Here is a 22,810-nt window from a genome sequence, read left to right on the forward strand (position 1 = left end):
CTCAGCGGGCCGGGGGGAAGCGGTCCGCGTTCTGACGCTCCACCATCCAGCCCGGGTACTCGGGAGGGAGCCTGGAGACGGCGTCCAGCTTCTCCAACTGGGCGGGGGTGAGGCGCAGCTCGGACGCGGCCAGGTTGTCCTCCAGCTGGGCCTGCGTCTTGGCCCCGAGGATGACGGTGGTGACGTGCGGCTGGTGCAGCAGCCACGCGAGCGCCACGCGGGCCACGGAGGCCTCCTGCTCCTTCGCGATGACGTCCATCACGTCGATGGCGTTGTACGCGCGCTCGCGGTCCACGGGCGGGAAGTCGAAGGCGGCGCGGCGGGAGCCCTCGGGGCCCTGCGAGTCGCGGCGGAACTTGCCGGACAGGAAGCCGCCGGCCAGCGGGCTCCACACCATCAGGCCCACGCCCTGGTCCTTGAGCAGCGGCACCACCTCCCGCTCCAGGTCGCGGCCGGCGATGGAGTAGTAGGCCTGGAGCGACTCGAAGCGGGCCTGGTTGCGGCTGTCGCTCAGGCCCAGCGCCTTCATGAGCTGCCACGCGGCCAGGTTGGACGCGCCCAGGTAGCGCACCTTGCCGTCGCGCACCAGGTCGTCCAGCGCGCGCAGCGTCTCATCCAGCGGGGTGGCCACGTCGTAGCCGTGGATCTGCAGCAGGTCGATGTGGTCGGTGCCCAGGCGCTTCAGGCTCGCGTGCACGGAGTCGAGGATGTGGTAGCGCGACAGGCCCACCTCGTTCATGCCCGGGCCCATGCGGCCGCGCACCTTGGTGGCCAGCACCACCTGGGAGCGCTTCGGCGCGAGCGCCTTACCCAGCAACTCCTCCGACAGGCCGTTCGAGTACACGTTCGCGGTGTCGAAGAAGTTGATGCCCGCGTCCAGGCACCTGCCCACCAGCGTGTCCGCCTCCGCCTGTCCCTGCTGCCCGATGGCCTTCCAGAAGCCCTCACCGCCGAACGTCATGGCGCCGAAACACAGTTCAGAGACGAACAGCCCGGTGCGGCCCAGGGGGCGGTAGTGCATGTGCGAGTCACCTTCGGTGGAATGGGAGGCGACCCCTCTTAACGCCGGGCGAGCGACCTCGCCGCAGGAAGGCACGGGATGACGACCCGCTTCGTCGGTTGGGATTTGACCGACCCGTTCGCCCGGGTGCCCCGCCCCGTGGACGAGGCCGTGCTGGATGCGAAGGGCCACGTGCGCTTCTCCCAGCGCGTCTGGCCCCGCGCGGACGCGCGCCACGGATTGGACCGGAACGCCCTGTGGGAGGCCTTCCCCGTGGGGCCCGGGGACGTGGTGGTGGTGGACGGGCCGCAGGCGCTGGCGAACCCCGGCGCCCGGGTGCGGGACGCGGAGCGGCGGCTGCGAGCACCCGGGCGGACCCCGGACGTGCTGCCCCTGCCCGGAGCTCCCTTCGCGGGCTTCGTGCGCGGGAGCGTGCTGCTGTTCGCCGCGCTACGGAGCCGGGCACCCCTGCTGGACCTGGACGTGCCGGAGCCTTCGCGGGCGCGCCTGTTCGAGGCCTTCCCCGGCGCGACGTGGCGCACGCTGGCTGTGGAGAAGTTGGGGGGAAAAGCCACGCCGGAGGGACGCGCCCGGCGTCAGGCCCTGCTCGAAGCCGAAGGCCTGCGCTTCGTGGACGGAGCTCCGTGCACGCACGACCAGCTGGATGCCACGGTCTGCGCCTGGCTGGGGTGGCTCACGCGCATGAGGCCCGAAGACGTCACCGCGGTGGGCCTGCCCCTGACCCGGGACCCGGACGGCACCCTGCGCGAAGGGCGCATCCTGGACCGGCTCCAATCCCTCTCAGGACGGTGAGAGGGATTGCTTCCCCCCGCGGTCAGGGCTGCTCGGGAGGGGCTTCAGTTTGGGGCATGGACGCTGATTCCGTCTCCACGTCCCCATCCCACTCACGCGACAACGTCTCACCCACGGACCCGCGTCGCATCCAATCCGGCCACTTCGCCACGACGCGCCGGTTGCGCTCCAATGAATCCCAGAACCGCCGGGCTTCCTCTGTGTCCGTCCGCCTGGTGAAGGACATTCAACCTTCTCCTCCGGAACCCTCAGGCTCCTGTTGGGTTCGCTGTGACGCCTGGAGCAGTTCGTCCGCCGCGATGCGCTCACGCTGAACATAAGCATACGGGAGCAGCGGCATGCGGGGCGAACTCTTCGTGCTCGCCCATTCCACCTTGCGCCCTTCCTTGTTCTTCCGGGACACGGGACGTCCGGAACTCAGTTGCATCGAGAACAGGTCGAAGAACCGGCGGGGACCCACGCCCATGAAGGGGACGAAGACGACTCGCCCCTTGACATCCTGGCCGTCCATCAAGGCGATGGAATCACCGTGCAGACGGAGCGCATGGCTCTTCGGATAGGGCTCGACGAAGTACACCCGTTCGATGCCCGCGGCCACGATGTGCTTGGCACAGTTGTGACAGGGGAAGGTCGTCACATACAGGTGCGCGCCCTGCGTGGAGGCGCCCAGCCGCGCGCATGCGGACAGGGCCGCCATTTCCGCGTGCACCTCACGGCTGTACTCGGTGATGTCCAGCAGTCCCGTGTCGGCGAAGAGCTCCCGCCCCTCCGCGTACAAGGCGTCATCCCCCTCCTGGGGTTCATCCCCCGGACCGAAGCGCTTCTTCACCTTGCGCATGACACCCACGACGAGCTTCCGCTTGAGGACGTCGTTGGAGTCCTCGCCCCGCGCGCTGTCCCGCCGATCATCGGGGCCGGGCCAGTACTGGCCTCCCCGGTACTGGGGGGCGTCATTCGCGCCAGTGGAGATGACGTCGCCCGTCGGAGTGGTGATGACAGCCCCCACCTGCCGCGCGAGGCTGCCAGAGCGCTGAGCGGCGGCGAAGGCCATGAACATCGCGTGCTCCTGCTGGGTAGGGGTCGTCCAGGGAGAGCCAAAAACGAGGTCCAGGAAGCGGAAGACCTGGCCCTGGGACTCCTCTTCGTTGCCCGTCATCGAAATGAAGACATCCGACAACTCGAACGTGTCCCGGGCGTGCTGTCCGTGCCCTACCTTCTCGTTCTCATCCTTCCGGATGAGCTCACGGGCCTTCTCCTCCGGGATCAGGTGTCGATCCACCAGCTTGCGCAGGCGCAGCGACTCCGGCGAATACACACCCACCAGGAAGAACCCCGGCCCGTAGATGCGCCGGAGGGTCCGCACCTCGTCTGGATGTTTCAGCGAGTGCACGAGGTTCACGGTCTGCCATCGCGGAAGGCGCTCCTCATCCCTTCCAGGATGGACCCGGAGTTCCGCGATCTGCTGCGCGGCATAGAGCGCGAAGATGTCATTGCGCTTTGAAAGACGTCGCAATTCATTGCCGGCCTGGATGCGGCTGGCGATGCGCTCGTCCTCCGTCGATCCCTTCAACTCCAGATCCAACCGTGCCGACTGGAGCGTCTCCAGCAGTCGGGTCACCTTGATGACTCTGGGCTCGTAGTTGAAGCGCTGGAGTCCTTCGGTCAGGAAGATCTCCATCCGTTGGAGGTCCGTCCCCAGCGCCCCCACCAACCCCAGCACGACCTCCGTGCGCTGATGGTCGAACCCCTCCAGGGTCCCGTCACGCGAATCGCTCATCCCGCATCCCCCCTGCAATCACGACCCGGGGGATAACATCCCCTTCCGACATGGGTGCCCGCCAGGCACTCATCCCGGAGGGGTAGCCACTTCAGCGTCCGCGCACCGGATCCTCGTGGTGGTCATGCCCCGGCCCCCCGAAGGTCCCCGGCCAGGGCTCCTCCGCGGGCTTGAGGCCGGGGATGGGGAAGCGCCGGAAGCGCGCCTGGCTGTTGGCGAACGGGGGATCGCAGTCACCGCACGTCTGCGCCCCGTCCATCATCACCACGCTGTCCGGCCCCAGCTCCAGGAACTGCGCGGGCGTCGTCGCGTTGGACACCGGGCAGTGGAACACCTCCGCGCCGTCCTTCGCGCTCACCGCGAACATCGTGGGCAGCCCGAACCCATTCAGCCCCGTGCCCAGCACCACCGTCTCCGGCGGCAGGCCCGGCCGCGTCGTCCAGCTGGCCAGCCTCAGCTCCGGCGCCACCGGCCCCGGCCAGCCCTGGAACGTGTACGTCCACGCCGGCTCCAGCCCCGGCAACCCATACCCCTCCAGCCGCCAGGACTGCTTGCTGTCGTCCTGCGACGGCGACGGGATGAGGCGCTCGGAGGTCGCCACCACGCGGCCCAACTTGTTGGGGAAGGTCTGGGAGCCCACCGCCTGTCCGTCCTGCGTGCGCAGCGCCTGCGTGGAGCGTTCGTTGAGCAGCAGCCCGTTCACGATGGCCAGCTCCCCCGCGCTGAACGCCTCCGTCTTGCGCCAGCGCGGCACCCCGTCCTGCGAGAACGCCATCAGCAGCGTGGGCGCCCCCGGATACAGCGGCGCCCCCACGTTCTGCGTCTGCCCGAAGGCCAGGTACAGGTCCCCCGCCGCGTCCGACGCCACGCCGTACGGATGCGGGTGGTTGCACTCGGAGAGCAGGGGGTCCTTCACCTCCTGCGCGGACACCATCCCGCCAAAGGCATCCAACACCACGAGGAAGTACCGCCGGCACAACGTGTCGCGTCCAGTGCCCTCCGGATACGCCTCGAAGAGCGCCGCCAGCCGGTCCGGCTGCATCACCCCCAGCCGCGCCATGAACAGCGTCGTCAGCCCCTTCGCGAAGTCCGGCCGCGCCGTCGCCAGGTCGAACGTCCACCGCGGCGCGCCCGTGGCCCGGTCCAACAGCGACACCTGCCCGGAGAGCGGCAGGTCCATGCAGAGCAGCCGGTCGTTCCACAACATGCACCGCCGCCCCGCCACGCTCGCCCGCACCGGCACCGGGCCCGCCGCGTCCATCAGCGCCGGCATGAAGAAGCCCACCAGCGTCACGTCCCCCGTGGGCCCCACCAGCAGGTCGTGCAGCGCCTCGCCGTTGGAGGCCGCGTCGTACGTCCAGTCCGCGAACAGCGCCGTCGCGGCCGGGCGCTCGCACACGGACCCCTTGCACCGGCCCGGTCCCTGGCAGGGGCTCGCCGGCGCGCAGGTGAAGTTGTCCGGCGGATCGCGCCGCTGACACGCCCCGTCCAGGCACACGTCCGCCACGTCACAGCCGCGCTCCGGGCCGCAGAAGGTGCCGTCCGGCGCCTTCGCCAGCCCGCACCCGACCTTCGGGTCGCACGTGCCCACCTGGCACCTGCCGTCCCCCGGACACGGCGGCGCCGGCACGGACGCGCAGCCGTCCAGCGGGTTGCACACGTCCGTGGTGCACGCGTCGCCGTCGTCGCAGACGCGCTCCGTCCCCCGGCACCGCCCCGCCGCGCAGGTGGCGTCCTGGAGGCACGCGTTGCCCGGGTCGCACGCCGTGCCGTCCGGCTGCAGGGCCTCCACGCACGCCTCCGTCACCACGTCGAACGTCGCCGTGTGGCAGGCCACCGGCGTGGGACAGGTGGGGATGGCGTTCGCCTGCCCCTGGAGCACCACGCGCACCTCCCCGCCCCCGGGCGCCCGCCCCGTCAGCGTGGCCTCCGCCGCGCCCGTCGCCTCCGGCCGGTAGCGCAGCCGCACCGGCACCTCCCCCGGCACCATCCGCGTGGGCAGCCTGTCCGCGAAGAAGGGGGGCGCCAGCGCCGTCCACTCCACGTCCAGCGTCGTCCGCCCCGCGTTCACCACCCGGAGCTCCACCTCCCGCGTCACCCCGGGGTAGCTGGCCTGGAACGCCACGACCTCCTGGGAGACCCGCAGGAGGCTCCGGGCGCCGGTGAGGGGGGGTTCGTCCCGGCAGGCCCCCAGAAGGGCCAGGACGGCCGCCAGGGCCCCCAGGAGGCCTGTTGGAGCCCACCTCACCACCGTCCGCGTGCGCGTCATCGTGCCTCCCGACCCCGGGCTATAGCACCCCTCTCCATCCCCATGTCCGACGGCACCCCACCCCCCGGGGCTTCAGGATCGTCCCCTTCCAGGCCTGAGTTTTTTTCAGCCCGAAGGGGTTTGAATCACCGCAACCCGCTGAAAACACAGGCCTGTTGCAAGGTATGGTTCTGGCAAAGGTCCACGGCATGACCCTGGCCAGCCCCTCCAGTGTTTCTCCCGGAATGCAGGCGTTCACGGTGCTCATCGCCCGGGGCGTGCAGTCCACCGTGGACGGGCTGTCGCCGGAGGTGCGGCGCGCGGTGCTGGCGGAGCTGTTTCGGATGGGCTCGGACGCCTGCCGCGAGCATGCTGACCACGTGCCCTGCCTTCCCTACACCCTGCGCCTGGACGTGGCGGACTGCCGGATGCTCGTGGAGCTGGACCCGACGCGCACCCGGCTCTCCCTGACGGGCCTCACCCGGCCCCGGCCGCACTAGAGGCCCCGTGAACGAGCGGTGGACCCAAGGGCAGCCGGTGCCCCGGCGCGCGGGCTACGAGGAGAGCTGGGAGTTCACCTACCGCGTGGAGCAGCTGCGGGAGCTGGTGGGGCAGGAGCTGCGCCTGGACCCCGAGCTCGCCGACGAGCTGGAGGACACCCTGGCCCGCCTGGTCCAGCGCAACCTGCGCCTGCGCGGCCTGCAGCGCATGGTGTCCGCCGAACGCGAGCCGGAGGACCTGGTCATGTTCCGCGACGCGCTGGAGGACCTGGACCGGCAGCTGCTCCAGGACCTGCCCGGCCTGCTGGACCGGCTGCGCGCCACCATCCTGTAGCGGATGCGGCCTGTAGCGGGTGCTGTCGTGGCCCGTTCCCCACGCGAAGGCACAGGCGCCCTCTTCTTTAACCAGTCTATTTGTAGTGTTGATCAACTGGTGGAAGCGGTAGGCGGCGCGGAGTTGGGGACAAGTCAGCAACCCCATGGATTCATGAAGGAATCCGCGATCTGCTACATGTGGGCAAGTTGCCGGTTTCCCCCCGCCATCCACAGCCCGGGGATTCGCCGGCCGGTTGTCCACAGCCCACCCCCGGCCATCCACAGGCCATCCACAGGGACCTGGGGGGCATGCGGGCCCACCCCAAGTGGGTCTCCACCTGGACGGAACGTCCCCGGGCGCAACAGCCCTGTTATGGTCCGCGGGCCGTTTTCTTCTCATCATGACGTGGGCGCGCCGGTCCGGGGCGCTGGAGGATGACCTCATCGACTTCCATCGGGGCGAGCGCATCGGGAAGTACGAGGTGCTCACGCAGCTGACCGTGGGCGGCATGGCGGAGCTGTTCCTGGGCTACACGTCCGGCCCGGGCGGCTTCCGCAAGTACGTGGTCATCAAGCGCATCCTCCCGGACGCGCGCTCGAACGAGCAGTTCGTCCGCATGTTCCTGGACGAGGCGCGCATTACCGCGGCCTTCAACCACCCGAACATCGCGCAGGTGTTCGACCTGGGGGAGGAGGACGACGGGCTCTACCTGGCCATGGAGTTCATCGGCGGGCAGAACCTGAACCAGGTCACGAGCGCGTGCCTGAAGAAGCGCCAGCCGGTGCCGCTGGGCTTCACGCTGTCGGTGGCGCGCGACGTCTGCCTCGCGCTGCACTACGCGCACACCTTCACGTCGCCCGGGGGCCAGCCCAGCCCCGTCATCCACCGCGACGTGGCGCAGAAGAACATCATGGTGACGTACGACGGCACCGTGAAGCTGCTCGACTTCGGCATCGCCAAGGCGAAGAACAGCCTGGAGCGCACCCACGTGGGCACGGTGAAGGGCACCACCGGCTACATGTCCCCGGAGCAGGTGCGCGGCGATCCGCTGGATGGCAGGAGCGACCTGTTCTCCGTGGGCGTGGTGCTGCACGAGCTCGTCACCGGCGAGCGGCTGTTCGCCGGCAAGACGGAACGCGATGAGATGGTGAAGATCCTCGAGGACCCCATCCCGTGGCCCTCCGTGCTGCTGCCGCACATCTCCGAGGACATCTCCCGCGTGGTGATGCGCGCGCTGGAGCGCAACGTGGACCGCCGCTACGCGTCCGGCCGGGACATGGCGCGCGCCATCGAGAAGGCCGCCGGCACGAAGCTGATGGACGCCGAGCAGCGCGCGGCCCTGATGAAGAGCCTCTTCGCGGAGCGCATGGCGGCCACGCGCTCGCTGCTGGAGAGCGCGGACGTGACGACGAGCAGCCAGGTCATCGTTTCGGCGAAGCGGGCGCTCCAGAAGGACGACGGCCCCTACCTGCCGGAGCGCAAGGCGGACGCGCTGAGCATCGTGGAGGCGCGCAAGAAGGCGGAGGTCGCGCGGCTGCGGGCGGAGGAGCCGTCCAGCGCCGACACCGCGTCCCCGGTGAAGCGCTCGAAGCTGGGCGCCGTGTGGGCCGTGCTGGTGCTGGGGTTGATCATGGGCGGGGCCTACGGCGCCTTCCGCGTCACGAAGCTGCTGGAGGAGGGTGGCCCTCCCCCGCCCGTCGACGTGGGCCCCATGGTGGCCATCCCCATCCGGCCCCCTCCGCCGGACGCGGGCGTGGTGGCGGACGCGGACGACAGGGACAAGGACCGGGACAAGGTCGTCACCCGGGACCGGGACGATGCCCGCGGTGGCCGGGGCAAGCGCGTCCGCGGCGAGGTGACGCTCTTCCTGGACGAGCCCGCGGAGGTGTTCCTCAACAACAAGTCCCTGGGGAAGACGCCCCTGCTGAAGCGCGCGCTGCCCGCGGGGGCGAACGAGTTGATCCTCGTGGGCACGGACAACAAGCGCCGCGTGCTCGCGGTGCCGGTGGAGGCGGGCAAGACGGTGCGCCTGAACCTCAAGCTGCAGGAGCTGCCCGGACGCTGAAGCGCCGCTCCCCTGCCCCGCCGGCTTGCGTCGTGGCGCGGACGGGAGGGGTGGGAATGAGCGGCACGGGCGGAGGGGGTCCGCTATCCTTTCGGCCCCCACCTTTCTTCTGGAAGAAGAGCCTCGACCCTCATGGCGTTCTCCCTTGGCTTCCTGATGGACCCGCTCGAGAGCGTGCGGGTGGACCACGACACGACGTTCTCGCTGATGCTGGAGGCCCAGCGTCGCGGGCACGACGTCTACTACTTCGAGCAGGGGTGGCTGCGCTTCAACGGCCGGTGCGCGGAGGCGCGCATGCGCCAGGTGCGGGTGCGGCGCGAGCCCGGCCGGCACTTCGACGTGCTGCGCGAGGAGGTGCGGCCCCTGTCGGAGCTGGACGTGCTCTTCCTGCGCAAGGACCCGCCGGTGGACGCGAACTACCTGCACGCCACGCAGCTGGTGGAGCTGTGTCCGGACCGCATGCCGGTGTTCATCAACAATCCGTCCGGCATCCGCGACGCGAACGAGAAGCTCTTCACGCTCAACTTCCCGGACCTGATGCCGGAGACGCGCGTCACCAGCGAGCTGTCCGTGGTGATGGAGTTCGCGGCCCAGAACGAGAAGGGCACCATCCTCAAGCCCATCGACGGGTTCGGGGGCAAGGGCATCCTCTTCCTGGCGCCGGGGGACCGCAACGCGCGCTCCATGGTGGAGCTGCTGACGCAGGGCGGGAAGGAGCCCATCCTCGCGCAGACGTACGTGCCGGAGAGTCGCCAGGGGGACAAGCGCATCATCCTGGTGGACGGTGAGCCGGTGGGCGCGGTGCTGCGCGTGCCGTCGGACGCGGACCACCGGGGCAACATGGCCGCGGGCGGCAAGGCGATGAAGGCGGACATCACCGCGCGTGACCTGCACATCTGCCAGCGCCTCAAGCCCGCGCTCCAGGAGAAGGGGCTCATCCTGGTGGGCATCGACGTGCTGGGCGACTACCTCACGGAGGTGAACGTCACCAGCCCCACGGGGCTCGTGGAGGCCAGCCACCTGGACCAGGTCTCCTGCGAGGCGCGCGTGCTGGACGTGGCCGAGCGGATGCACGGCGCGCGCTGACGTGACGGGGCCCGACCCACGGGACGACGAGGAGACGCTGGACGCCATTGGCACCGCGGACGTGCGGGTGTTCCAACGTCGGTCGGGCTACCGCTTCACGTTGGACGCGGTGCTGCTGGCGCATTTCGCGGCCACGGAGGGGCGGGAGCTGCCCGGGCCGGTGCTGGAGCTGGGCGCGGGCAGTGGCGTGGTGTCGCTGCTGCTGGTGAAGCAGTTCGGCGTCACGGACCCGGTGGACGCGCTGGAGCTGCAGCCTGGGGTGCACGCCCGGCTGACGCGCGCGGTGGCGCTCAACGGGTGTGAGGGCCGGGTGCGGCCGGTGCTCGGGGACCTGCGGCGGGCGCGGACGCTGCTGGCCTCCGGGGCGTACGCGCAGGTGGTGTCGAACCCGCCGTTCCGCCGGGCCCAGGCGGGCGTGGTGAGCCCGGACGAGGAGCGGGCCGTGTCCAAGTCGGAGGTGGCGTGTGACGCGGACGCGGTGGTCGCCGCGGCCCGGCACGCGCTGCGTCCGGGGGGAGCGGTGAGCCTGGTGTACCCGGCGGCGCGGCTGGCGGAGGTGCTGGGGGTGCTCGCGCGGGCGAAGCTGTTTCCCCGGGTGCTGCGCACGGTGCATGCGCGGGTGGAGGCCCCGGCGACGCGCTTCCTGGTGCAGGCGCTGCGGGATCAGGACCGGGGCCTGTCGGTGAGGCCGCCGTTGATCGTCCACGGGGCGGGCCCGGGGGGCTACGGCCCGGAGGTGGCGGCGCTGATGGACGTGCCGCTGGCGGAGCGGGCCGGGGGTTGAGCGCCCGCCCGCGGGGCCAGGGGCCCGCCGGGCGTCCGGGCCGGAGGGAGGGACGGGTCACAACGTAATGGGCACTTCACCCACGGGCGTTCGCGTCCGGACGAGGAGAGCACCCATGAACGTGACGATGCTGAACGAACAACCGTCGCTCCTGAAGTCGGCCGCGTTGCTGCCGCCGCGTCTGTCATTGGGTGCGACGATGATCCAGCACGGCCTCGCGAAGCTGAAGAAGGAGGGCACCGAACAGCACGCGGGCATGTTCGAGCAGCTCGGGTTCAAGCCGGGGCGTCCGTGGGTGCTGGCCACCGGCATCACGGAGCTGGTGGCGGGGGTGAGCTCCATCCTGGGCATCGCGACGCGGTTCACGGCGCTCTCCATCATCGTGACGCAGGCGGTGGCCATCGCGAAGGTGCACGGCAAGAACGGCTTCGACATCACCAAGGGCGGGTACGAGTTCAACGTGGCGCTCATCGCCATCGCCCTGGGGACGTTGATGCGCGGGCCGGGGCGGCTGTCGCTGCACAGCGCGCTGGAGCAGCGGGTGAAGCGCAGGGAGCTGAGGCACTTCCGGCTGTTGCCGCGTCAGCGCCGGGGCTCGGTGCTGCTCGACGCGCTGGGGTAGGCACTGTCCGGGGGGACACGCGGACGGGAGCGGGAGGGATGTGGGGGTGTCGCCTGCCCGGCTGCTATCGAGCCGGCTTGAGCGGTGTCGCCCTCGTCCCTCCGCCTTCCCGTAAGATGCGCGGGCCATGGCCCCGTCCGTCCTGTTGATGCTGGCGCTCGCCGCGCCCGCCGCGTCCGTCCCCAACTTCTCCACAGCCGAGCGCCCCAGCACCGCGCTCCTCCTCGACGCTGGCACGGCCTCCGTGCGCTCCGTCATCCGGGACGCAGGAGCCGAGCGCCTCGGCGCGGCCGGGGTGATGGCGGTGATGAGGGCGTCCGCCAGTCCGGGCACGGCCGGGGCAGGCACCGCTCAACTCAGCGCTGCGGGCCTTGCCTCCGTGAAGGCCGCGGCGAACGGTCAGCCCACGGCCGGGATGGGCTCGGCACGGCTGACGAACGCGGGCCTTGCCTCCGTGAGGGCCGCGGCGAATGGCCAGGGCAGTGCCGGGATGGGCTCGGCATCCCTCGCGAACGCGGGCCTCGCCTCCGTGAGGGCCGCCGCGCAGAACCCCTCACCGGTGCTCACGGCGATCCTGCCACCGCATGGCAACGGAAGCGCCGTGCGGGTTGGGGGCTTCGAGCCCCGCGTGGCCTCCTCGGGTGTGACCTTCGCGAACGCCAGGGTCCCCGACACCCAGGCCACCGCCGTCGCGGTGCGGATGCCCGCCGGCATGGCAGCGGCAGCCCCTGCCTCGACCCCGATCCCGGGGGCGCCGTCGAACACCTCGCCCGCGACGGGGACGGGGACGGGCGCCGAGACCCCGACCACCGCGCCAGCGCAGCCCGCGACGCCGTCCGCCAGCCTCTCCGAGGCAGGCCGCGTCGCCGTGGACGTCAGCGTCGCGGCCCTGCGCGCCGCCGCCGTCGCCATGCAGGACAGGTCCGGCACCGCGCCGGGCCTCATCGCCGTGGGCGACCCGGCCGAGCACTACGCGCGGGGTGTGGAAGCCCTCAAGGCGAAGGACCCCCGCACCGCCATCGCGGAGCTGTCCGCGTGCGTCCAGGGTGCGCCGTCCCGCGCCGACTGCCGCTGGGAGCTGGGCTGGGCCTACTCCCTCGATAACCGCTGGTCCGAAACGCTCACGCAGTGGACGCAGGTGCGCGCGCTCAACCCGGACCAGCCCGACCTGGAGGGCGCGCTCACCCAGGCCCGCAGCCAGGCCGCGCTCCAGGCCCGGCTGGCGCAGCCCGTGGACGGCACGCCCCGGCCTCCGCCTCCCCCGGGCGCGAAGGTGCGCATCCGCGCCACCGGCGACCTGATGCTCGGCACCACCGTGCCGGAGGGCCACCTGCCCCCCGAAGGCGGCGCCAGCGTCATCGCCGGCGTGCGCCCCCTGCTGGAGGACGCGGACCTCACCTTCGTCAACCTGGAGGGCCCGCTGTGCGACACCGGCCGCACCACCAAGTGCCGCTCCCCCGCCAACTGCTATGCCTTCCGCTCCCCCACCTCCTACGGCCAGGACATCAAGGACGCGGGCGTGGACGTCGTCTCCACCGCGAACAACCACTCCGGTGACTTTGGCGAGGAGTGCCGCCGCGCCACCGAGTCCACCCTGGACGCGCTGGGCATCGCCTGGAGCGGGCCTCCGGGCAGCGTGGCCACGGTGGAGCGCAACGGCCTGAAGATTGGGCTCGTGGCCTTCCACACGTCGCCCGGATGCAACCACCTGAACAACCTGCCCAACGCCACGGCGCTGGTGAAGCAGGTGGCCGCCTCGCACGACATCGTCGTCGTCTCCTTCCACGGCGGCGCGGAGGGCGGCAAGGCCCTGCACGTGCCGGAGGGCCGGGAGATGTTCTTCGGCGAGGACCGCGGCGACCTGCGCGTCTTCACCCACGCGGTGGTGGACGCGGGCGCGCACCTGGTGCTCGGCCATGGACCGCACGTCGCGCGCGCCATGGAGTTCTACCAGGGCCGCCTCATCGCCTACTCCATGGGCAACTTCGCCACCTACGGCCGCTTCAACCTCAAGGGTCCGCAGGGCCTGGGCATGGTGCTGGAGGTGGAGCTGGACGGCCTGGGCCGCTTCTCCAACGGCCGCATCCTCCCCACGAAGCAGGTGGGCCAGGGCATCGCCCAGTCGGATCCCGCCGGCAACGTCGTCTCGCTCGTGCGCAAGCTCTCCGCGGAGGACTTCCCCGAAACGGGCGCCCGCATCGACGACGACGGCCGCCTCACCCCGCGCCAGGCCCCCGTGACGGCCGCCGGCAGCGCGCCGTAGCGCACCGCCCTCCCCTTCCCGACAACGCCGCACCCCCACCCACGGGCCCCCGGTTCCACAACCGTCCGGGCCCGTGTCGGGATTGCCGTGTCGCGTGCGTCGCTGTCACGCGATGAGCGCCTGTTTGAAGCCGGGCTGCTGCCTGGACCGCCGTCTGGTTCATTGCGCCCCCAAGCGTGCCGCGGCGTGCCGGGCGCGCGGTCACGTCGTGCGCTAAGAGAAACAACGCCGTGCCCTCCTCCCATCGACTGCCAAGACTCGCCTCGCTGCGACCCTTCGAACACCCTGGTTACTTCGCGGTGTGGATGGGCGCGCTCATCTCCAACATCGGCACCTGGATGGAGACGGTGGCGATGGGCGTCTACGTCACGCAGACGACCGGCCGCGCCGAGTCCACGGGCGCCATCGTCGCGCTGTCGTTCCTGCCCGCGGTCATCCTGTCGCCGGTGGGCGGAGCGCTGGCGGATCGCTTCGACCGGCGCGCCTACGCGGCCTTCGGCGCGGTGCTGCAGGCGGCGCTGGCGGGCGTGCTGACGGTGCTGGCGTTCCGGGGGCAGCTGACGGTGCCTGTCATTGGCGTCATCTCCTTCCTCAACGGGTGCGTGAGCACGCTCACCTACCCGGCCTTCGGCGCGCTCCTGGCGGAGCTGGTGCCGCCAGAGGAGCTGCACCTGTCGACGAGCCTCAACTCGGCGCAGTTCAACCTGGGCCGCATCCTGGGCCCCACGCTGGCCGCGCTGGTGTTGCAGGCGGGCGGGCCCGCGTGGGCCCTGCTCGCGAACACGCTGTCGTTCTTCGCGGTGCTGGTGGCGCTCTCACGCGTGGTGCCCCAGCCCCGGGACGCGACGGCGAAGCGCGAACCGCTCTGGGCGGGCATCCGGCGCGGCATCACCGTGGCGCGCGACGACGAGGACATCTCGCTGGTGCTGGTGGCCACCTTCTTCGTGGCGGCGCTGGTGGCGCCCTTCATCGGCCTGGTGCCGGTGTTCGCCATCCGCGAGCTGGGCCAGGGCGCGGCGGCGACGTCGCTGCTGGTGACCTGTCAGGGCGCGGGCGCGGTGACGGCGGCGCTGGGCGTGGGCACGCTCGCGGAGCTGTTCGGTCAGCGCAGGCTGCGCGGCTACGCGGCCACGTCCATCGCGGCGCTGTCCGGCATCTACTGGCTGGCGCCCACGCTGCAGGTGGCGGCGGTGTGCATCTTCTTCCTGGGCGCCAACTACCTGGTGCTGATGAGCAGCCTGAGCGCGTCCTGCCAGAACCGCGTGCCGCGCCAGTTGCAGGCGCGCATGGGCAGCCTCTACAGCATGGTGTTGGGCGCGGGCTATTCGCTGGGTGTCTGGTTTCAGGGAGCGCTGGCGGACCGCGTGGGCCTGCGCTTCGTGGCGCTCAGCACCAGCGCCATCTTCCTGGCCCTGGTGCTGACCCTGCGCATGCTGCGCCCGACCCGCTTCGAGAACGTCGCTGAAGCCCCGTCCGAAGTGCAGCCTTTCTCAGACAGCTCGCACTGACGCGGCAGGACATCGCCTCCCCCGTGGGGCGCAAAGGGCGTCCCCCCGAGGATGCAATCCCTTTCGACCCGGGCTCGGTAATCCCTTACGCACCGCGGGGCGTTGCCCAGGAGGCTCGGCGTCTGTCTGGATGGCGCCCGCATTGAACTCTCGGCGGGCACCCCCGCCCACGAGAGGCCTGTCCCTCCCCACAAGGAGCACCGCCATGCTGTCGTCCCAGACCGCTGACCTGGTCCAGCGTTTCCTCACGCCCGCGAACCAGGTGGACTTCCCGAACGACCCCACGCTCCAGAAGCAATTGAACGAGGCCTGGACGTTCAACCTCACGGGCTTCACGCAGCAGGGCATCACCGGCAACCCGTGGAACAGCATGAACGCGGCGAACAACACCTGGTACTTCAACCCGGTGACGACGGACCCCACGAACGTGGTGTACCAGCCCATCCAGTGGAACGCGTTCCCCGGGCGCCTGGAGTACTACTACGGCGGTGGCGGGGGCACGAACAGCCAGAACCTGGTGCTGCCCCTGAACGACCTTCAGGCGCTGGCGGACACGGGCAGCACGGCCAGCGGCAAGCCCTTCTCCGAACTGCCGCAGATCACCAATCCCTGCTCGGGCGCCGTGTCGAACTACGGGCCCTTCGGGCCGCGCGGCTGGCAGGACGAGTACTGCGAGTGGAGCGTGGAGCGCAACGCGAACGGCGACATCGTCCGCATCGACTTCACCTGCGAGAACCCGGAGTACTGGAACTCGCTCTGGGCGGTGAGCCCGGAGAAGGTCCTGGAGCTGTACCGGAGCACGCTGGGCAAGCCGCAGATCCAACTGGCGGACCTGTACCTGAACGACCCGGTGCGCAAGACGCCCATCGTGGATCCCTCCACCGGGCGGCCCGCGTACAACCCGCTGAACAAGTGGAACAGCGGCCCGGTCTCCACCGCCACGCAGGGCGGCGCGATGCACCTGACGAGCACGCCCAACACGCTCCAGACGGAGATTGGCCTGGCCTCCGCCGCGACGGTGCCGCGCCCCGGGGGCAACGGCAACGCGCAGTCGCTCATCTGCTGCGCCCAGTACGGCCAGCCCGCGCGCAACAGCGACCCGCACATCGGGCAGAGCGTGAACCAGCTGGTCGCGCCGCCCAACCCCGCGCAGGCGTCGATGAAGGCCACGCTGGCGAACCCGCCGGGCCTCTACATCCAGATGCCGGACTTCGCGTCCTTCAACTACCAGTCGCCGGACAAGACCCCCGTGTCGGAGTTCTGGACCGTCGTGCGAGGCACGCCGGAGCTGAAGGACGAGCAGGGCCGCAAGCTGCCCGGCAACTACATCTTGCACGCCACCTTCCAGGTGCCCGCGTCCAAGCCGTACACGGTGTCGGACCTCACCATCAACGGCCAGAAGATCCAGTGGGCCTCCCAGGTGGCGCAGACGTTCCTCATGCAGATCACCGGCGCGGGCCTGAAGCAGACGGACACGGCCCCGGTGCAGTCCTGCGTGGCCACGCCGCCGACCCAGTTCGCCCAGCCGCTGCAGATCTTCCACGCCGCCGTGTTCCAGGCGCTGGTGCAGACGAACGTGCCCAACGTGATGGGCGTCCCCATGAACCTGGCCAGCAACAGCACGCTCATCGCGCCCAGGGTGAAGCCGGGGCAGACCCACGTCTCCCTGGTCATCACCGCCGACACGCTGTCGTCCAGCGGCGGCTTCCCCACGGTGTCCTTCGGGGACGGCATCACCGCGACGGTGCAGAGCCGGGCGGACGTGACGTACGCGGTGCCGGGCAATACCTATCCCGCGCCGGTCGCCGCGCTCCTGGTGAGCATCAACGTGTCCGCCACCGCGGCCCCCGGTCCCAGGAGCCTGTGGGTCACGAACCCCGGTCAGTCCCAGTCCGTGGGCTTCCCCGCCGCGATCCACGTCGTGTCGGCCTGAGCTCCGCCTCCATGACCCCTCCCAGACACCTCCCGGCGCTGTCGCTGGTGGCGCTGCTGTCTTTGACGGCGGGCTGCCTCACGGGGGCTTCCTCCGCGGAAGCCAATCCCCCGCGGGCGGAGACGGCCCCTCCGGTGCTCACCGAAGCGCGGAAGGCCGCCACGCCTTCGAGTTTTCCGTGTGGCAACACGCAGACCCTCCAGTTCGGGCCGGACATCCCGCCTGACTTCAGCCAGGTGGCCAGCCAGGTGGACGCGGACTGCTTCGCCTGGCAGCAGTTCATCGCGTTGAACTGGCCCTCCGCCTCCATGGATGGGGGGACGGACGCCGGCTTCGGCACGCCCGGGGACCTGGGCGCGGTGCAATGGCAGACGTGGATGGACGTGGCGCAGGTGTTCCTGCCGGACGGCGGCCCGCCGCCCGCGTGGGGCACGGCGCAGAAGGTGGACCCGGCCTGTCTGGCGGAGGCGGGCCTGACGGCGGTGGAGGCGAAGGGGCTGCTGGCGCTGACGGTGGCGTCGAAGTTCGCGGAGCAGTTCGACCCGACCAGCAGCGCGCAGGCGTTCCCCTTCACCGGGCCCGCGTGGCTGGGGGCCCAGAACGGCACGAACGTCTGGTACGACGTGCGCATCAACCAGCCGGAGTTCGACTACGTGGTGGACGCGGGGCTCTACAACGCGTCCAACCAGATGGCGCAGGCGGACGCGGGGGTGGCGCTGGTGCTGCCCCAGGGTTCGTTCCAGCCGAACAGCGTGGGCGCCATCGAGACGAAGTCGGCGTGGATGGAGGTCTCCTCGCCGACGGACTCCCGGTGGAACCGCTACAAGCTGGCGCCCGCGGTGGTGGTGGACCCCACCACGCAGAAGTGCCGCGCGGCGACGGTGGCGTTGGTGGGGTTGCACATCATCCACGCGACGCAGAGCCAGCCCACGCTGGTGTGGTCCACCTTCGAGCACGTGGACAACGCGCCCGACCACGGCGCGGATGCGGGCACCACGGCGTGGAACTTCTACGACGCGCAATGCCAGCCGCGCACGCTGTCGGTGCCGGCGCACTGTTCGGCGGATGGCGGGGCCACGCAGGTGACGGTGGGCTGCACGCCCAACACACCGCCGCCGTATTACATTGGCAACGGGTGTCCGGCGCCGTCCGCGGTGCAGGTGACGCGGTTGACGCCCATTGACGCGACGGCCGCCCAGGTGACGGCGACGGTCCAGCAGCACCTGCGACAGGCCTATCCCGGCTCCGTCTGGGAGAACTACCTGTTGGTGAACATGCTGTGGTCCACCGGAGCCAGCGCCAGCCCCACGCGGCCGGTGAAGGCACCCCTGCCCTTCGCCTCACCGACGCCGTCCGGGAGCGTTCCCATCGCGAACACGACGATGGAGACCTACATCCAGCAGACGGCGGACTTCGGCCAGGGGCCCCGGGCGAGCAACTGCATCGTCTGCCACGCGAGCGCCACCATCCAGGGTCCGTCTGGCATTGCGTCCGACTTCAGCTTCATCTTCGGACTGGCGCAGGGCCTGCCTGCCGCCAACAAGGCGGCCCTCAAGTCGAAGCGGGTGACACCGGCCGTCAAGGCGGGACAACTGCATCCGCCCAGGATGCGCCGCATCCTCCAGTAGGAAGCGGGTTCCGGGAGGCGCTGGGGCCACGGCTCCAGCGCCTTCCGGATGCAGCAGTTGGAGAAGGAGGGGTCACGGGCGCACGGTTCGTCGAAGTCTGATGGGGAGGGGGCCCCTGCCCTCCGTCAGCACCAGGCCCGGAGTCCGTTGTGAGGAATTGAATCCAGACCGAATACCCTGGTGCCGCTTCGCGGGAGGAGCAGCGCCATGGATGTGCGCAGGTCTGGGGTGTGGATGTTGGTGCTCGTGCTCGTCACGGGCTGCGCCAGTGGCCCCACGGTGCGCTTGCGCACGGGCGATGGCCAGGTGCGGACGTATACGCCTCGCACCTCGGCTCAGCGCATCCCCATCCAGGAGGGAGCCTTCAAGGAGGCATTGGCCCAACTGGTGCTGGATGTGCCGCTGACGGTCCGGCCTTCGCGGCTGGGACGCGTGGTGCGCGCGAGGACGGGCGATGGCGCGCTCATGGACGAGGGGCTCGGGTTCCTGCTGCGCGACCGGTACGGGAAGTGGTGCCGGGCGCATGAAGCTCCCGTGGATTGCCTGTCCCTGCTGGAGCAGGGAATGGGCTTCAGCGCGATGGACCGGCTGACGTTCGCCGTGGGCATGTCGCTGGATCCGCTGCGCGAAAGCCTCGCGGACGCGGTGGATGAAACGCTCGACCCGGCGTTCTTCGTCTCCGTGGTGGTGGGGGCGCTGACGTCATGGGTGGTGCTGGCCGCGGCGCCGGACCCTGTGTTCACCAAGGCCGCGGCGGTGCTGGCCGCCGTGGTGCTGGCGTACCTGGGAATCGAGTCGTTCCTCGCCGTGGTGCGGGCGTGCGGGGCGCTGAAGACCGCGACGGACCGGGCCATGACGTTCCAGGAACTGGAGGAAGCGGGAGAGACGTTCGGCCGGACGTTGGGGCCGGAGGTGGCGCGGCTCTTCGTGCTCGCGGTGACGGTGCTGGTGAGTCACGGCGTGACGGTGGGGATGACGTCGGCGCTGACGTTGCTGCCTGGCTTCACGGATGCCGCGATGCTGGGGGCATCGCGGGTGGGCTTCAACGTGGCGGCGGTGGAGCGGGTGAGCGCGGTGGCGGTGGTGGGCGGCACGGTGGAACTGACGCTCGTGCCCACGGCGGTGTCGATGGCGGCGATGGGGCCTCCCAGCGGAGGCGCTCCAGGTGGGTTGCCCTCGGGAGGGCCGGGCAAGTGGGTGCAGGTGAACGAGTCGATGTCCGACCGCGCCCGGGCGTATCAGGCGCAGGTAACGGGAGCGCCGGAGGGCTCCGCGTACCGGATGCAGGACGGGGACATGAAGGTGGACTTCGACGGCTTCAATGCGAAGGAGGACATGCTGCTGGAAGCCAAGGGGCCGGGCTATGAGGCGTTCATCAAGAGCGACACGGAGATGAAGGAGTTCTTCCAGGGCCTCACTGGAGTGGTTGAACAGGCTCGCAATCAGTTCAAACTGGCGAGGGGCAGGCGCATTCGCTGGATTGTCGCGGAGAAGCGATTCGCCGATATCCTCCGAAAAACCTTCACTGATTATGAGTTCGACAATATTGAAGTCGTGCATGTTCCTCCTGCCCGCTGAGTTCTGGAATCATGAGTGAGACGTACTACACGGGCTGCTACTGGTTGGCCCGCCAGGAGCCGGTCGATGCCTGCGCGCAGCGGATGGAAGCCCTCTTCCGTCACATGGGCCCCTTGGAGCCCACGTGGAATCGCTGGCATCAAACGGCGGCGACATTTGAGAAGGCTCGCAAACGTCAGGTGCAGCCGGACGCCGCTACGCTCAAGAAGCTCCTGGGCAGCAAAGCCCATCGGTTCGGCGATACGTTCAGCTTCTGGCTCTGGGCAGGTGAGAACGAGGATGAAATCTCGGCTGTCAAAGGCCACTGCGGGAGTGCCGTGACGCATATGAGTTCCGTCTGCATCCTCAACACTCCCAGTCTTGGCAGTGTCGCGGAGCGGGTGTTGACGGCTCCCGTCTTGACCGGCGTGGTGCGCGCCATGGCGCTCGCATGGGAACCGGAATTCGGTATCGCCACCTCCCATGAGCATCGGGAGCGTCTCGTGCCCGAGGGCTTCCCCTTCCCGGGCACCTTCGTCGGCTGGGTCATGTACTTCGCCGATTCGCGCGGTCCGGTGCCTCCGCTCCCTGCCCCCGTCCAGGTGGAGCATCTGTCGGACCGGGGCACGATCATCACCCTCACGCCCGAGCGATTCACCGTCTCCAACCCGGACCACGTGGCCCTCGCCGCCGACGTCCAGGCACGCCTCCAGGACGCGGGCCTGCTCCGACGCCTCCGCCCCTGGGGCACGTAGCCCAAAGCCCCCGCCTCACTCCCCTTCCAGGTCCCGCTTCAGCTTCGACAGCAGCCCCACCGCGTGCGTGGCGTAGGAGGAGATCCACCGCTCCTGGATCTCCAGGAAGGGCGCCGCGTTGAGGTAGTTCCACCGCGTGCGGCCCTCGCGACGGGAGAGGACCAGCTCCGCCCGCTCCAGCACCCCGATGTGCTGCATCACCGTGCAGCGGTCCAGGGTGCCCTCGAAGTGCTCGCACAGCTCCCCCGTCGTCCGGGGCGCGTCCTTCAGCAGGTCCAGGATGGCCCGCCTCCGTGAGTCCGCCAGCGCCTTGAAGAGGAGGTCGTCCCGGGTGCTGCTTGACATGTTATAATTCTATAACCTATTTCTGGACGCGCCAGGAAACAGGAGGGAGCGCCCATGGAGACGAAGTTCCAGGTGCAGCTGAAGATCCAGAAGCCGGTCGCGCAGGTGTTCGACGCGGTGGTCAACCCGAAGCAGCTCAGCGCCTACTTCGTCCAGCACGCCAGCGCGCCGCTCGCGGAGGGCACGACGGTGAAGTGGCGCTTCGCGGAGGTGCCAGGCGAGCACGACGTCATCGTCCGGGAGGTCATCCCGGACCAGCGCATCGTCTTCGAGTGGCCCACGGAGGACGGCTCCCTCACCCAGGTGCGGATGCTCTTCGAGCCGCTCGACGCCGGGAACACGATGGTGCGCATCAGCGAGTCCGGCTGGACGCAGGACGCCCAGGGGTTCAAGTCGGCCTACGGCAACGTGGGCGGCTGGATGCACATGCTGTGCTGCCTCAAGGCCTGGCTGGAGTACGGCATCCACCTGCGGGCGGGCGGGGCGCTGTAGGGAATCAGACCGGGCCGGAACCGGACGGGAATGCGCCCTCCCCGCCCCCGTTCCCCCGCGTCCCACCGTGCCCGAGGAGGCCCATGTCCGTCCGCGTCCCCGCCCTGCTCCTCTCCGCCCTGCTGCTCTCCGCCCCGGCCGCCAACGCGCAGGAGCCGCGCCGCGCGCCGGAAGCGCTGGGCCTGGGCATGGAGGGCTACCCCTACCCCGCCCCCGTGCAGTTCCTGCCCGTCACGCTGGAGGGCCAGGACCTGCGCATGGCGTACATGGACGTGAAGCCCACGGCCAACGCCAACGGGCGCACCGTCGTCCTGCTGCACGGCAAGAACTTCTTCGGCGCGTACTGGAAGGACACCCTTCGCGCTCTCACCGGCGCGGGCTTCCGGGTCATCGCGCCGGATCAGGTGGGCTTCGGCAAGTCGTCCAAGCCGGCCATCGCGTACAGCTTCCACACGCTCGCGTCGCTGACGAAGAAGGTGCTCGACACCGAGGGCGTGAAGCAGGCCGTCATCGTCGGCCACTCCATGGGCGGCATGCTCGCCACCCGCTTCGCGCTGATGTACCCGGAGACCACGTCCCAGCTCGTGCTGGAGAACCCCATCGGGCTGGAGGACTACCGGGAGAGCGTCCCCTGGAAGTCCACCGAGGACCTCTACCGCGAGAACCTCCAGGCCACGGAAGAAGGCCTGCGCAAGTACCAGCGCACCTACTACGTGAAGTGGAAGCCCGAGTACGACGAGTACGTCCAGGTCCTCTACCGCCAGACGCTCAGCGGCGAGTACCCGCGCATGGCCTGGGTCTCCGCCGCCACGCAGACGATGATCTACGAGCAGCCCGTGGTGCACGAGTTCCCCCTCGTGCGCGCGCCCACGCTGGTCGTCATCGGGCAGGAGGACCGCACCGTCGTGGGCAAGGGCAGCGTGCCGCCCGCGCTCCTCCCCAAGCTGGGCCAGTACCCCGCGCTGGGAAAGAAGACCGCCGCCGCCATCCCCGGCGCCACGCTGGTGGAGCTGCCCGGCGTGGGCCACATTCCCCACTTCGAGGCACCCGACAAATGGCACGCGGCCCTGCTCGATTTCCTGCGCAAGGGCTCGAAGTAGCCGCCCCTTCCGCGTAGA

At 70.1% G+C, this 22,810-nt stretch carries 19 protein-coding genes; 15 read left to right on the forward strand and 4 right to left on the reverse strand.

Translation table 11 applies throughout. The features are described from left to right. Nucleotide 1: 1 nt before the first annotated feature. Complete coding sequence (locus OV207_RS00455; protein WP_193429440.1) at nucleotides 2-1,021, reverse strand: aldo/keto reductase; 1,020 nt, start codon at nucleotides 1,019-1,021, stop codon at nucleotides 2-4. A 78-nt stretch (nucleotides 1,022-1,099) separates the two neighbouring features. On the opposite strand from OV207_RS00455, the gene OV207_RS00460 reads away from it, so the two are divergent. Then, the gene (locus tag OV207_RS00460; protein ID WP_267551594.1) at nucleotides 1,100-1,813 is read left to right on the forward strand and encodes a DUF429 domain-containing protein; all 714 of its coding nucleotides are present in this window, start codon (nucleotides 1,100-1,102) and stop codon (nucleotides 1,811-1,813) included. 226 nt (nucleotides 1,814-2,039) lie between these two features. Here OV207_RS00460 and OV207_RS00465 read toward each other — a convergent pair whose 3' ends face one another. Both OV207_RS00465 and OV207_RS00470 read right to left on the reverse strand, forming a co-directional pair. Beyond that, on the reverse strand, nucleotides 2,040-3,590 hold the full coding sequence (locus OV207_RS00465) for an anti-phage dCTP deaminase (protein ID WP_267551596.1): 1,551 nt from the start codon (nucleotides 3,588-3,590) through the stop codon (nucleotides 2,040-2,042). Nucleotides 3,591-3,681: 91 nt separating this feature from the next. After that, nucleotides 3,682-5,859: a tenascin-X gene (locus OV207_RS00470; protein ID WP_267551597.1), complete on the reverse strand. Its 2,178-nt coding sequence runs from the start codon at nucleotides 5,857-5,859 to the stop codon at nucleotides 3,682-3,684. Between the two features lie 188 nt (nucleotides 5,860-6,047). Here OV207_RS00470 and OV207_RS00475 point away from each other — a divergent pair, with 188 nt between their 5' ends. From OV207_RS00475 to OV207_RS00530, 12 genes are all read left to right on the forward strand, one after another. Further along, entirely contained in the window at nucleotides 6,048-6,338 is a 291-nt protein-coding gene (locus OV207_RS00475) for a hypothetical protein (protein WP_193429437.1), read from the forward strand. A 7-nt stretch (nucleotides 6,339-6,345) separates the two neighbouring features. Beyond that, nucleotides 6,346-6,672 carry a hypothetical protein gene (locus OV207_RS00480; RefSeq protein WP_227027848.1) on the forward strand — a complete coding sequence of 109 codons (327 nt, stop codon included), beginning with the start codon at nucleotides 6,346-6,348 and terminating at the stop codon, nucleotides 6,670-6,672. Nucleotides 6,673-7,054: 382 nt separating this feature from the next. After that, entirely contained in the window at nucleotides 7,055-8,719 is a 1,665-nt protein-coding gene (locus tag OV207_RS00485; protein WP_267551601.1) for a serine/threonine-protein kinase, read from the forward strand. A 132-nt stretch (nucleotides 8,720-8,851) separates the two neighbouring features. Next, nucleotides 8,852-9,805 (forward strand): glutathione synthase, encoded by a 954-nt coding sequence (gene gshB / locus OV207_RS00490; RefSeq protein WP_193429435.1) that lies wholly within the window; start codon nucleotides 8,852-8,854, stop codon nucleotides 9,803-9,805. 1 nt (nucleotide 9,806) lies between these two features. Then, nucleotides 9,807-10,589 carry a tRNA1(Val) (adenine(37)-N6)-methyltransferase gene (locus OV207_RS00495; RefSeq protein ID WP_267551603.1) on the forward strand — a complete coding sequence of 261 codons (783 nt, stop codon included), beginning with the start codon at nucleotides 9,807-9,809 and terminating at the stop codon, nucleotides 10,587-10,589. Nucleotides 10,590-10,704: 115 nt separating this feature from the next. Further along, complete coding sequence (locus OV207_RS00500) at nucleotides 10,705-11,211, forward strand: DoxX family protein (protein WP_193429433.1); 507 nt, start codon at nucleotides 10,705-10,707, stop codon at nucleotides 11,209-11,211. 700 nt (nucleotides 11,212-11,911) lie between these two features. Then, nucleotides 11,912-13,474 carry a CapA family protein gene (locus tag OV207_RS00505; RefSeq protein WP_420715165.1) on the forward strand — a complete coding sequence of 521 codons (1,563 nt, stop codon included), beginning with the start codon at nucleotides 11,912-11,914 and terminating at the stop codon, nucleotides 13,472-13,474. Between the two features lie 230 nt (nucleotides 13,475-13,704). Continuing rightward, nucleotides 13,705-14,982, forward strand: coding sequence for an MFS transporter (locus OV207_RS00510; protein ID WP_267551607.1), 1,278 nt, complete (start codon nucleotides 13,705-13,707; stop codon nucleotides 14,980-14,982). A gap of 205 nt (nucleotides 14,983-15,187) precedes the next feature. After that, nucleotides 15,188-16,915 carry a hypothetical protein gene (locus tag OV207_RS00515; protein WP_267551609.1) on the forward strand — a complete coding sequence of 576 codons (1,728 nt, stop codon included), beginning with the start codon at nucleotides 15,188-15,190 and terminating at the stop codon, nucleotides 16,913-16,915. An 11-nt stretch (nucleotides 16,916-16,926) separates the two neighbouring features. Beyond that, entirely contained in the window at nucleotides 16,927-18,543 is a 1,617-nt protein-coding gene (locus OV207_RS00520; protein ID WP_267551610.1) for a cytochrome c family protein, read from the forward strand. A 207-nt stretch (nucleotides 18,544-18,750) separates the two neighbouring features. Next, nucleotides 18,751-20,121, forward strand: coding sequence for a Tox-REase-5 domain-containing protein (locus OV207_RS00525; RefSeq protein WP_267551612.1), 1,371 nt, complete (start codon nucleotides 18,751-18,753; stop codon nucleotides 20,119-20,121). An 11-nt stretch (nucleotides 20,122-20,132) separates the two neighbouring features. Beyond that, a complete protein-coding gene (locus OV207_RS00530) occupies nucleotides 20,133-20,855 on the forward strand; it encodes an immunity 52 family protein (protein WP_267551614.1) in 723 nt (240 codons plus the stop codon). Nucleotides 20,856-20,870: 15 nt separating this feature from the next. Here OV207_RS00530 and OV207_RS00535 read toward each other — a convergent pair whose 3' ends face one another. After that, complete coding sequence (locus OV207_RS00535; protein WP_193429426.1) at nucleotides 20,871-21,200, reverse strand: ArsR/SmtB family transcription factor; 330 nt, start codon at nucleotides 21,198-21,200, stop codon at nucleotides 20,871-20,873. Between the two features lie 54 nt (nucleotides 21,201-21,254). Here OV207_RS00535 and OV207_RS00540 point away from each other — a divergent pair, with 54 nt between their 5' ends. Together OV207_RS00540 and OV207_RS00545 are read left to right on the forward strand one after the other, a co-directional pair. Then, on the forward strand, nucleotides 21,255-21,692 hold the full coding sequence (locus tag OV207_RS00540; protein ID WP_267551616.1) for an SRPBCC domain-containing protein: 438 nt from the start codon (nucleotides 21,255-21,257) through the stop codon (nucleotides 21,690-21,692). Between the two features lie 83 nt (nucleotides 21,693-21,775). Next, nucleotides 21,776-22,792 (forward strand): alpha/beta fold hydrolase, encoded by a 1,017-nt coding sequence (locus OV207_RS00545; protein ID WP_267551618.1) that lies wholly within the window; start codon nucleotides 21,776-21,778, stop codon nucleotides 22,790-22,792. Nucleotides 22,793-22,810: the final 18 nt, after the last annotated feature.

The organism is Corallococcus sp. BB11-1 (assembly GCF_026626625.1).
In the GTDB taxonomy this organism is placed as follows: Bacteria; Myxococcota; Myxococcia; order Myxococcales; family Myxococcaceae; genus Corallococcus; species Corallococcus soli.

Excerpts from the sequence above, each read along its gene's own strand:
- OV207_RS00455 (WP_193429440.1), bottom strand. The coding sequence starts at position 1,021 with ATGCACTACCGCCCCCTGGGCCGCACCGGGCTGTTCGTCTCTGAACTG.
- OV207_RS00460 (WP_267551594.1), top strand. The coding sequence starts at position 1,100 with ATGACGACCCGCTTCGTCGGTTGGGATTTGACCGACCCGTTCGCCCGG.
- OV207_RS00465 (WP_267551596.1), bottom strand. The coding sequence starts at position 3,590 with ATGAGCGATTCGCGTGACGGGACCCTGGAGGGGTTCGACCATCAGCGC.
- OV207_RS00470 (WP_267551597.1), bottom strand. The coding sequence starts at position 5,859 with ATGACGCGCACGCGGACGGTGGTGAGGTGGGCTCCAACAGGCCTCCTG.
- OV207_RS00475 (WP_193429437.1), top strand. The coding sequence starts at position 6,048 with ATGACCCTGGCCAGCCCCTCCAGTGTTTCTCCCGGAATGCAGGCGTTC.
- OV207_RS00485 (WP_267551601.1), top strand. The coding sequence starts at position 7,055 with ATGACGTGGGCGCGCCGGTCCGGGGCGCTGGAGGATGACCTCATCGAC.
- gshB (WP_193429435.1), top strand. The coding sequence starts at position 8,852 with ATGGCGTTCTCCCTTGGCTTCCTGATGGACCCGCTCGAGAGCGTGCGG.
- OV207_RS00500 (WP_193429433.1), top strand. The coding sequence starts at position 10,705 with ATGAACGTGACGATGCTGAACGAACAACCGTCGCTCCTGAAGTCGGCC.
- OV207_RS00505 (WP_420715165.1), top strand. The coding sequence starts at position 11,912 with ATGCCCGCCGGCATGGCAGCGGCAGCCCCTGCCTCGACCCCGATCCCG.
- OV207_RS00515 (WP_267551609.1), top strand. The coding sequence starts at position 15,188 with ATGCTGTCGTCCCAGACCGCTGACCTGGTCCAGCGTTTCCTCACGCCC.
- OV207_RS00520 (WP_267551610.1), top strand. The coding sequence starts at position 16,927 with ATGACCCCTCCCAGACACCTCCCGGCGCTGTCGCTGGTGGCGCTGCTG.
- OV207_RS00525 (WP_267551612.1), top strand. The coding sequence starts at position 18,751 with ATGGATGTGCGCAGGTCTGGGGTGTGGATGTTGGTGCTCGTGCTCGTC.
- OV207_RS00530 (WP_267551614.1), top strand. The coding sequence starts at position 20,133 with ATGAGTGAGACGTACTACACGGGCTGCTACTGGTTGGCCCGCCAGGAG.
- OV207_RS00535 (WP_193429426.1), bottom strand. The coding sequence starts at position 21,200 with ATGTCAAGCAGCACCCGGGACGACCTCCTCTTCAAGGCGCTGGCGGAC.
- OV207_RS00540 (WP_267551616.1), top strand. The coding sequence starts at position 21,255 with ATGGAGACGAAGTTCCAGGTGCAGCTGAAGATCCAGAAGCCGGTCGCG.
- OV207_RS00545 (WP_267551618.1), top strand. The coding sequence starts at position 21,776 with ATGTCCGTCCGCGTCCCCGCCCTGCTCCTCTCCGCCCTGCTGCTCTCC.